This window comes from Mesorhizobium sp. M0500 (genome assembly GCF_040321165.1).
GTDB lineage: Bacteria > Pseudomonadota > Alphaproteobacteria > Rhizobiales > Rhizobiaceae > Mesorhizobium.
Map to the genome: position 1 here is coordinate 22,379 of NZ_JAMYRB010000041.1, position 9,206 is coordinate 31,584.

The following is a 9,206-nucleotide window of genomic DNA, read 5'->3' on the forward strand; positions in this document are numbered from 1 at the left end:
ATGAATTTAGGGAAATGGCTGCAGAGCCTCGGTCTTGTTCAATATGAAGCTTCGTTCCGTGAGAACGGGATAGACAGCGAAGTGCTGCCTGACCTTACGGACGCCGACCTGGAAAAGATCGGCGTGCTTCTCGGGCATCGCAAGCGGTTGTTGAAGGCAATCGAACGCCTTGGTGCGCGGCAATTGGAACCCGAGCCCATAGAGCCGACGACGCCGCATGTCGACACAGCTGAGCGACGTCAGATTACAGTTATGTTCTGCGATCTCGTCGGCTCGACGCAAATGTCGACACGGCTGGATCCGGAGGAGATGCGCAACGTACTGCGCGCTTACCAAGAAGCCTGCTCCGTCATCATCGCCCGGTACGGGGGGTTTGTTGCGAAGTTCATGGGTGACGGCGTGTTGGCCTATTTCGGCTATCCGCTTGCCCATCAAGACGACGCGGAGCGTTCCGTGCGTGCCGCTCTGGAGATCGTAGCTGCGGTTGCCACGATTGAAACGGCGGCAGCAGGCACACTCCAGGCGCGCGTCGGAATTGCGACTGGCCTGGTGGTGGTGGGGGACGTGATCGGCCATGGTGCATCGCGCGAGCATGCGGTGGTCGGCGATACGCCGAATCTCGCGGCCCGGCTTCAGGGTCTGGCGAACGCAGGCCGCATCGTCATCGCGTCTTCGACGCGCCTACTACTTGGCGAGGTATTCGAGCTCAAGGCCTTGGGCGTCCACGTCATCAAAGGCTTTGATGCTCCGGTTTCGGCCTGGGAGGTCCTCCGCGAGACGGAGAACGTCAATCGGTTCGAGGCGTCCCGGTCGAACGCGCCCCTGGTGGGACGTGATCAGGAAGTGGCGTTGCTTGCCGACCGCTGGAGCGACGCGTGCGGGGGGGAAGGCCAAGTAGTGTTGCTGACCGGCGAGGCAGGCATCGGCAAGTCACGCCTGTTGGAGGCACTGCGCGAACGGATCGTGGGTCAACCTTATGGCCTTGTGCGTTACCAGTGTTCTCCGCACCATCGCAACGTCTCGATGTATCCAGTCGTCCGACAGATATCATCTTCGCTGGGTCTTAGGTCCGGCGAGCCGCCGACAGCGCAAATCGAAAGGCTCGAAGCTTTAATCGCCCGCTCGGGCCTCGGTGGCCGGGGCGTCGCATCCTATCTCGCCTCGCTTCTGTCGATCTCGACCGAGGGACACTTTCAGGACCTCGGAGTAGTGCCGAGCGAGGCAAAGGAGCAGACGATTGCGCGTTGATTGAGCTGTTCGCCGGGCTGACGCGAGAGGCGCCCGTGTTTGCCGTGCTGGAGGACGCGCACTGGATAGACCCCACCTCGCTGGATTTCTTCAGCGGCATCGTCGAGCGAGTACCGGGATTGCGGGCGCTGTTGATAGTGACCTCTCGCCCGGAGTTTACAAATCCCTGGGTCGGTCAAGGCCATGGGCTGGCGCTCAACCGATTCGGACGGCGTCACGCTGCAGCCATGATCGATCGCATCACCGGCGGCAAGGAGATTCCTGCAGAAGTGCAAAGCGCGATAATCTCTAAGACTGACGGCGTTCCCTTATTCGTCGAGGAGCTGACCAAGGCGGTCCTTGAATCGGGGCAACTGCGCGAGCAAAGCCAGTGTTTTGTGCTGGCCGCGCCGTTGACGGCACTGGCGATTCCATCGACGCTGCAGGACTCCCTAATGGCGCGGTTGGATAGGCTCGGGTCGATCCGGGAAATCGCACAGATTGGCGCGGCGATCGGCCGGGAATTTTCGTACCGTCTGCTGGAAGCGATCTCGCCGATTACCGGAACCGCGCTTAAGGAGGCGTTACACAAACTGGTCGAGTCGGAGCTGGTATTCTCTCGCGCCGCCATAGGTGACACGATCTATGTTTTCAAACACGCGCTCGTGCAGGATGCAGCCCACAACTCGCTGCTTCGCTCCCGCAGACAGCGCATCCATGCGGACATCGCCCGGTCAATTGTCGAGCGCTTTGCTGATAGCAGCGAATCCGCGCCGGCGGTGATCGCCCATCACTACACTGAGGCGGGACTCTCGGAGCCGGCGGCGCACTATTGGCTGACTGCTGCGGAATTGGCCCTGTCGCGGTCAGCTCTTGCCGAGGCCACTCAGCACACCGGGGCCGGATTGACGGCAGCCCGGCAAATCGAAGACGAGCAGGTGCGTCGACCACTTGAACTGGCTCTATTGGTCGCCCGCGCCAACTCGCTGCTGCCGTTCCAGGAAACAGTTGCGGCGTTGACTAGTGCCAAATCACTGCTTGACGCAGGCGTCGGTTCCGACTTGCAACGCTTCTCGGTTCTGCATGGCCTTTGCGCGAGCAGCTATTTCGCGGGGAAGATGGAGGATGCGTTCGCCCTAGCGCGGCAGATTGTAGAGTTTGCGGACCGCCAGGTCGACCCGACATTCAAGTTGGTCGCCTATCGGCTTCTCGGGACGACCCAGGTCCTGACCGGACGTTCTCGCGAGGCTCTGGAAAGTCTGCAGTCGGCTGAAAGATATCGTGACCCCGACCGCCAGAAGGTGTTGAGCTCCTGGTTTGGCATCGACCCCGGCCTGAACGTCCTGTACTGGAAGACAATGGCGTTAGCTCTGCTGGGACAGTACGAGGGCGTCGCGAAATCCAGTGAACAGGTGCGGTCAGAGCTGTTAAATCATGGCAACGCTCACACCGTCGCGGCAGGCAACTTCTACACGATCGTGTGGCCACAATTTCTGTTCGGCAATCTCGACGCTTGCGAGAGCGATGCTGTTGCGCTCGTCACCTATTGCGGCGAACGGAAGGTCGAGCACCTGAAGCGAAACGGCGTTCTATGCCATGCATGTGTGCGAGCCCGGCGCGAGCCAACCGACGAGAACATAGCGACGATCCGTCAGGCGCTCGATTCCAATCGAACGCGCGACGCTCACCTATTCGAGTCAGTGTTCGTCGCGCAGCTTGCCGAATGCCTTCTGAAGGCCGGCAATACGGTGGCAGCAGAGGCTGCGGTGCGGGAAGGTTTCGCGTTCGTTGGCCGGTCGGGCGAGCAGTTCTGGCTGGCTGAACTTCATCGGCTCGATGGCCTGGTGGCACTGAAGCAACCACAGCCGGACCTCTCCCGGGTGGAAACCAGCCTCCTCGCCGCAATGGAGGTTGCGCGGCAGCAGGACGCCCGAATGTTGGAACTTCGAGCCGCGACAGATCTCGCGCGTTTCGCACACGAGGCCAGCCCTGGGCTCTATCCCTGCTCGATGCTGGAGCAACTCCTGGTTCCCTTTGCAGATGCAGAGTTCTCTCGGGACATACGCGACGCTCGCAATTTCCTGGCCTCGCAGGTTTCCGGTGACGTATTGGTAACCACAATGGCAACGAAGCCAGGCCTGCCTTAATGTCGGGAGCGGGATCGCCGCGTTGGGAGCACACCTCGCTGGCGACAAGGCGGGTCATGCTCTGGAGTTTTAGGTAATGCCAATCATCGACTTCTGGTTCTCAATAGGCAGCACCTACACATACCTGTCGGTCATGCGCATCGAGCAGGTCGAGAAGCAGACTGGCGTTCGTTTCGTCTGGAAACCCTTCAATGTGCGGGTGGTGATGATCGAGATGAACAACGTCCCCTTTGTGAACAAGCCGGCAAAGGCCGCCTATATGTGGAGGGACATCGAGCGGCGCTCGCAAATGCGCGGGCTCTCGCCGAAGCTCCCGGCGCCGTACCCTCTAGCGGAGCTGGAACGGGCGAACCGTGTAGCAATCGTGGGGGCAGCAGAAGGCTGGTGTCCCGCCTATGTCCGGGCAAGCTACAGGCGATGGATCGAAGAAGGACTTCCTGCCGGAAATGAGCCGAACATCAGCCAGAGTATCACGGAGGCCGGCGCCGATGTGGAGGATGTGCTGGCACGCGCGGACGCGGAAGAAGCCGTGGCGGGGCTTGTTGACGCGACGAACCAAGCCAAGAGCCTCGGCATTTTCGGCTCGCCGACTTTCGTCGTCGGCAAGGAGATTTTCTGGGGTGACGACCGGCTTGAGGACGCGATCTCTTGGAAGAATCGCCAGGGGAAATAACACCGGTCTATGCGGCGTGGATCATACTCTCACTAGAGCAAAATCTCTCAAACCTGTCGATGGGCGTTCGCGTTCGTCGTCGGGTTCTCTCGCTCCAGCGCAGCAGGCCGCAAACTCGATGCTAGGCGCTATGCGCCAAGCACTTGAATTCATTGAGATCGCCAACCTGTGTGCTAAATAGCGTAGCACAGAAGTATGGAGAAGAACGGCTTTCTAGAGAGCAATTCGGCTGATTTGGCGCACGGCCCAGCAAACAGCTTTCGGCGCCATCCTGGGCTTCAGAGCGCGCTGTATTCCAACAGAGAATTGTTTGGAATTTGAGGGTGGGAGACCGCTACATCGCAAGACCCACTATTGAGGGGGCGTTCTTTTGCTATCGCCGGCATGCGGCCTGACAGCACCCGGGATCCAGCGTCACGAGCTCGAAAGTACGAGTCGGACGATGATGAGGAAGCCGCGTAAAGTCACCCGGGAAGGGGAAGACGTTCTCGTAGGCATATCCGTGGACGTAATACATTCTAGCCACCCGTCAGCACTTTTAAGTCTGCCGCCGACCAGGATCATTGACCGTAGCAGCGAACTGGGCTGCATCAACGGCTCGGCTCTTTCAATGTCGCCGACATCATCCGAGGCCGTGGCGGCAACGATGCGCTGAACGGCGCTGGCACGATGTTACATAAGTCTCGCAAGAACAACCGATTAAGGACCAGCGGAGTCACGAAGAAGCGATATCATGACCCAGCGCAGCTCGATCTACTCGACTGGGCAGCGAGCGCCCGATCGCCAAGATCATGAGCGCCATCCCCGGCACCGCGAAACGGATGTGGAGGGAACGCCACACGAACAACCCGCCGCACATCGTGCCGATGCGGGGGCGGGCATGAGCGTGGCGGCCTTACTGATGCAGCGTGAGCCGATCCATGGGCGCGTTTGCTTCGGCCAACCTAGCCAGCGCTTGCTCGACGTTTTGAGCCGAGGTGTCAGTGCGCTTGATGTGCCGGATCATTTGCCGCGTCAGTCGCGCGAGCCTGGCGGCGCGATATACATCGCCGTATCTCGCAGTTTCAAGGTGGAGGGTCGCGAGCCTCATGGGCGACAATCCAATTGTCTAGCGGTAGAATTCGCGAATCCGCCTTTGGTTCCGCTGTCCGATCTTACGCTCGCAAAGAGCTGGCCGGAGGGCCGTGACGAATGAGAGGCCGGTCCTCACATATTGCTGCGCGGTCTGAGGCGCTAGCCGTGACGACATGGGGCAGCGGCGGATCGGAAGGCTTTCACGGCCCGGATGGTTCAACGTGTGCGAACTCCGTCAGCGCTGGTGGGATCGATCTTCGTCAACCGCGATCTGGCCTCCACCACGCGCCGTTGCGCAGCCCGTATCCTGCTGCACAGCGCGATATTGATGCCGACGCCGCAGTCTTCATCCAGCATTTCATTCGCACGTTTAAGGGAAAGCTGCGCTCCGTTGAGCCGCTGTCGGGCTCTCGCCAGTTCCATATCCAAAAATTCCATTATCCTGCATCCATTGCAGTCCCTTCGATTGGTAAACCGCTTGTGGCCGCCGTTGGTTCCGGCTGGCGCGAGCGTCCAACCCAAGCGTCGATATGGAATCTCCGGACTTGGTTCAGTCGGCGGAGCTGGCTGCAAACTTGCCCGAAACATTCGTTCAACCCTCATGAGGCCATACAACTCCTCCGCCACCCGCACGGCGGGCGCTTGGAGGAGCGACCGAACCGTAGTGATGTTCAAAATGCCGCGTCAACGACATGAGTGTCGTGGCCTTCTGCTTCCAGAACTCGGTGGACCCAGAAGCCATCAAGGCCGGCCCCTTGAATGATGACGAACGGATAGTCGCGGCCGGTTCGGCTACGAGCCTTTGCTTCAACTGAGCGAGGCGGCCAAGAAGCCCGGCAATATCCGCGCCGGGGATGGTATGGCGCGATAACCCGCCAGCTCCCGGCGAATCGAGGTGACCAGCCAGGACTTCTTGCTCAACTCCACCGAAACAAAGATCTCGTCCAGCTCTTTGTGCGCTGCCTTGCTTTCAAAACCACTCGGCGTCGCTGCTGGCGTTCAAGCGTGGCGAACCGCGAGTCTGCTCCATGCTACGCGTGCCGAGCCCTTATGAGGAGGATCGCCGCCGCATCGTCCGGGAGCGCAAGGTGTTGATGGAAGAACGCATCCGGCACGGCAACCGGATCAAGGGTCTGCTCTTCTCGCAGGGCATCACCGGCTACGATCCTTTGCGGCGTGATCGTCGCGATCGGCTGGAAACTCTTCACACCGGCGATGGACGGGATCTGCCCGCAAATATGAAGCGCCAGGTTCTGCGTGAGGTCGACCGAATGGAAATGTTGCTCGATCAGATCAAGGCAGTCGAGGCGGAACGGGACGCCATGCTCGCCGAAGAACGCCAATCGGCGCGTGAAGTGGTTATGCTGTCGAAAGTCGTCGGTATCGGACCAGAGTTTGCGGCCGTGCTGTGGGGAGAGGGCTTGTTTCGGTGCTTCGACAATCGCCGGCAGCTGGCGGCCTATGCCGGCCTTGCGCCGACGCCATGGCAAAGCGGGTCGATCGACCGGGAACAGGGGATCGGAAAGTCCGGAAACCCACGCTTGCGATCGACGCTGCTGGAAATGGCGTGGCTCTGGTTGCGGCACCAGCCCGCCTCGGCGCTCAGCCGCTGGTTCAACGAGCGAGTTGCCCAGAATGGCGGACGCTTCAAGAAGGTGATGATTACCGCGCTGGCCCGCAAGCTGATCGTGGCTTTGTGGAAATACGTCCGCGCCGGCGTGGTGATCGAAGGAGCGTTTGTAAGACCATGACGATCTGACCGCATTCCAGTTCGGCCAGGGCCTGATCAGCCCCGCCGGAACCAGGTGGACGACCGCATTGCGGCATGGCTTTGAACGCCGTCATCGAGACTGGTCTCGTCCTCCTGAGCCCTTGCCGCCGCAGGCGGGATTATGGTGCGGCCGCTCGAGCGGCGACCGGATGTGAGGTTGATACGTGCAAACGCGCGGATCAGGAATGGGCTCAGACCTCAGGTTCATGTGGCGGTAGGGATCGCGCTGCTTGTGCCGAATGCGTGGCTGAAGGGCCGATGGCCAGCATCGTTCTCGAGAGACTGATGCTGAAATCCTCCCTATACGGCCTCTCTACTGGCTGGTCTGGCGCCGGTCGGGCCTCTGCCTGCAACGGCTTCCCCGACCTTCTTCCCCTGCGGCTTTGCCGCATTCCTCGCGGGACAACAAGCTCGGCTGCCGCCGTCCTCCGCTGGCGCTGCGGTCCACAGGATGCAGTCGGCCCGATCGTCGCCTCACGACCGCTATCGAGGCCGCACAGGGCGGCTTCGGCAACCAGTCAGGAGAACGACAATGGCTACCATCGGCAACTTCCAGCAATCGGACAACAACGAGTTCAGCGGCGAGATCGTCACCCTCTCCCTCCAGGCCAAGAAGGTCCGTATCGTACCCGATACGCGCGCCAGCGGCGAAAACGCTCCCAGCCACCGGGTCTTCGTCGGCCGCATCGAAATCGGGGCGGCCTGGTCCAAGCAGTCCAACGAGGGTCGCAGCTAACTGGGTCTCAAGCTCGACGACCCGAGCTTCACCGCTCCGATCTACGCCAACCTCGTCGTGGGCGAGGACGGCCAGGGCTACAGCCTCATCTGGTCACGTCCGAACCGCCGCAACGGCGATTGAGCACCCTTGACAGGACGCCTCGCACCGAGCGGAGCGTCCTCCAGAAACGACCACTCAGCAGCTCAGAGCCACAGCTTGACGAGTGGTCCCTCATGTGAGGCCGCAATGGGCGCGGCCCGAGAAACAGAAGGAACCACCACAATGGCGACGATCGGCACATTCTCCCGCACCGCGAACGGCTTCTCCGGCTCAGTCAAAACCCTCAACCTCAACGTCAAGACAGTGTCGTTCACCCCGGTCGACGGCGACAATGAAAAAGGTCCGGACTTCCGCATCTTCGCCGGCGCCATCGAGTTCGGGGCGGCATGGAAGAAGACCTCGCGCGAGGGCCGCGACTATCACTCAGTCAAGCTCGACGATCCCAGCTTCCCCGCTCCGATCTATGCGAGCCTGGTCGAAACCGACCCCGGGGGCGAGTTCTCGCTCATCTGGTCCCGCCGCGCCGCCGAGTGATCCGAGCTAACACGAAGCCCCGCGCAAGGCGGGGCTTCGCCATGTTCAGGTTCGCCACTGCACCTCTATCTGGTGCAGCACGCTATGCTTTGACGGGTGTTTTGCGCGCCTTCTTCACCGGCGATTTGATTGCCGTGGCAATTGCTGCCGCCGCTGGCGCGCGAGCAGCTCGTTTTGGTTTTTCCGCCGCAGCTGTCGCTGGCGCTGCCGCCTTGCGGCCCAATCCTATTGATTTTGCCAGGGCCGAGCGAGTCGCCGCGTAGTTCGGCGCAACCATAGGATAGTCGGAGGGCAGGTTCCATTTCTGGCGGTATTCGTCCGGACTCAGATTGTAGTGCGTTCCGATATGCCGCTTCAAGGATTTGAACTTTTTCCCGTCTTCCAGGCATATGATGAAATCAGGTGACACTGACTTCTTGATCGACACCGCCGGCTCCAGTTTGGCTGCGGTCGGAGCCACAGGTGTGCCGATCCCTTGCAAAGCGACATAGACATCCCCGATCAGCTTCGACAACTCGCCGACCGGCAACGGATTGTTCGAAACGTAGGCGGAAACGATGTCAGCGGTGATTGATACGAGATCAGCCTGGTCGCTTGGGTCTGGAGAAACGGTCATCGAATTTCCTCTTGTCCAAAGCGCGCTTTGAAAACGGATGGTCTGTCTATTCGCCAATCCAGGCAAATAATTCGTTACTCCGCCAACAAACCTCATTCCGTGTAAATATCAAGCAGGCAAGTGTCGCTGCGATCGTTCGGTCCGGCTGCAGACAAGTTGCCGATCGCGTCGGGGAAGCAGGAAGGCTTTCCCCCTCGCTTCTCCGCGCGCCAAGCGCACAGCCCAACGCAAGCCAGCGCCATGAATCATGGCTCCTGCGTCGCAGGATTGAGCCATGAACAATTGTCGTCGCGACACTCTGTGATCGTGTCCCAGGGAGTGGTGTAGCTGACGGCTCGGTCGCCGCGCTCTCCGGCATGGGGCCGGGGTGATCAGCGTGCCACGGC

The 9,206-nt window shown here is 60.6% G+C and carries 7 protein-coding genes and 3 pseudogenes; 7 read left to right on the top strand and 3 right to left on the bottom strand.

All coding sequences use genetic code 11. The features are described 5' to 3' along the window. The 4 genes from NKI70_RS31830 (at position 1) to NKI70_RS31845 (ending at position 5,242) form a co-directional block, all read left to right on the top strand. Positions 1-1,248: an adenylate/guanylate cyclase domain-containing protein gene (locus tag NKI70_RS31830; RefSeq protein ID WP_352700495.1), complete on the top strand. Its 1,248-nt coding sequence runs from the start codon at positions 1-3 to the stop codon at positions 1,246-1,248. Then, positions 1,245-3,374, top strand: a complete 2,130-nt coding sequence (locus NKI70_RS31835; protein WP_352700496.1) for an ATP-binding protein — start codon at positions 1,245-1,247, stop codon at positions 3,372-3,374. The genes NKI70_RS31830 and NKI70_RS31835 overlap by 4 nt, the downstream gene beginning before the upstream one ends. A gap of 76 nt (positions 3,375-3,450) precedes the next feature. Then, a complete protein-coding gene (locus NKI70_RS31840; protein ID WP_023680039.1) occupies positions 3,451-4,047 on the top strand; it encodes a 2-hydroxychromene-2-carboxylate isomerase in 597 nt (198 codons plus the stop codon). Positions 4,048-4,780: 733 nt separating this feature from the next. Beyond that, complete coding sequence (locus NKI70_RS31845; RefSeq protein WP_352700497.1) at positions 4,781-5,242, top strand: hypothetical protein; 462 nt, start codon at positions 4,781-4,783, stop codon at positions 5,240-5,242. A 95-nt stretch (positions 5,243-5,337) separates the two neighbouring features. Here the strand turns inward: NKI70_RS31845 and NKI70_RS31850 are convergent, their stop codons facing one another. Together NKI70_RS31850 and NKI70_RS34130 are read right to left on the bottom strand one after the other, a co-directional pair. Further along, positions 5,338-5,559: a hypothetical protein gene (locus NKI70_RS31850; protein WP_023680037.1), complete on the bottom strand. Its 222-nt coding sequence runs from the start codon at positions 5,557-5,559 to the stop codon at positions 5,338-5,340. Between the two features lie 239 nt (positions 5,560-5,798). Then, positions 5,799-6,069 (bottom strand): annotated as a pseudogene (locus NKI70_RS34130) (IS110 family transposase); the annotation flags it as partial. Positions 6,070-6,107: 38 nt separating this feature from the next. On the opposite strand from NKI70_RS34130, the pseudogene NKI70_RS31855 reads away from it, so the two are divergent. The 3 genes and pseudogenes from NKI70_RS31855 to NKI70_RS31865 all read left to right on the top strand — a co-directional run. Next, positions 6,108-6,872: pseudogene (locus NKI70_RS31855) on the top strand (IS110 family RNA-guided transposase); the annotation flags it as partial. Between the two features lie 552 nt (positions 6,873-7,424). Then, positions 7,425-7,751 (top strand): annotated as a pseudogene (locus NKI70_RS31860) (DUF736 domain-containing protein). 141 nt (positions 7,752-7,892) lie between these two features. Continuing rightward, the gene (locus NKI70_RS31865; protein ID WP_023680034.1) at positions 7,893-8,204 is read left to right on the top strand and encodes a DUF736 domain-containing protein; all 312 of its coding nucleotides are present in this window, start codon (positions 7,893-7,895) and stop codon (positions 8,202-8,204) included. An 82-nt stretch (positions 8,205-8,286) separates the two neighbouring features. Here NKI70_RS31865 and NKI70_RS31870 read toward each other — a convergent pair whose 3' ends face one another. After that, positions 8,287-8,820 (bottom strand): Ros/MucR family transcriptional regulator, encoded by a 534-nt coding sequence (locus tag NKI70_RS31870; protein ID WP_023680033.1) that lies wholly within the window; start codon positions 8,818-8,820, stop codon positions 8,287-8,289. Positions 8,821-9,206: the final 386 nt, after the last annotated feature.

What these genes read in the sequence shown, in the direction of transcription:
- NKI70_RS31840 (WP_023680039.1), top strand. Translation starts at nt 3,451, where the DNA reads ATGCCAATCATCGACTTCTGGTTCTCAATAGGCAGCACCTACACATAC.
- NKI70_RS31865 (WP_023680034.1), top strand. Translation starts at nt 7,893, where the DNA reads ATGGCGACGATCGGCACATTCTCCCGCACCGCGAACGGCTTCTCCGGC.
- NKI70_RS31870 (WP_023680033.1), bottom strand. Translation starts at nt 8,820, where the DNA reads ATGACCGTTTCTCCAGACCCAAGCGACCAGGCTGATCTCGTATCAATC.
- NKI70_RS31850 (WP_023680037.1), bottom strand. Translation starts at nt 5,559, where the DNA reads ATGGAATTTTTGGATATGGAACTGGCGAGAGCCCGACAGCGGCTCAAC.
- NKI70_RS31845 (WP_352700497.1), top strand. Translation starts at nt 4,781, where the DNA reads ATGACCCAGCGCAGCTCGATCTACTCGACTGGGCAGCGAGCGCCCGAT.
- NKI70_RS31830 (WP_352700495.1), top strand. Translation starts at nt 1, where the DNA reads ATGAATTTAGGGAAATGGCTGCAGAGCCTCGGTCTTGTTCAATATGAA.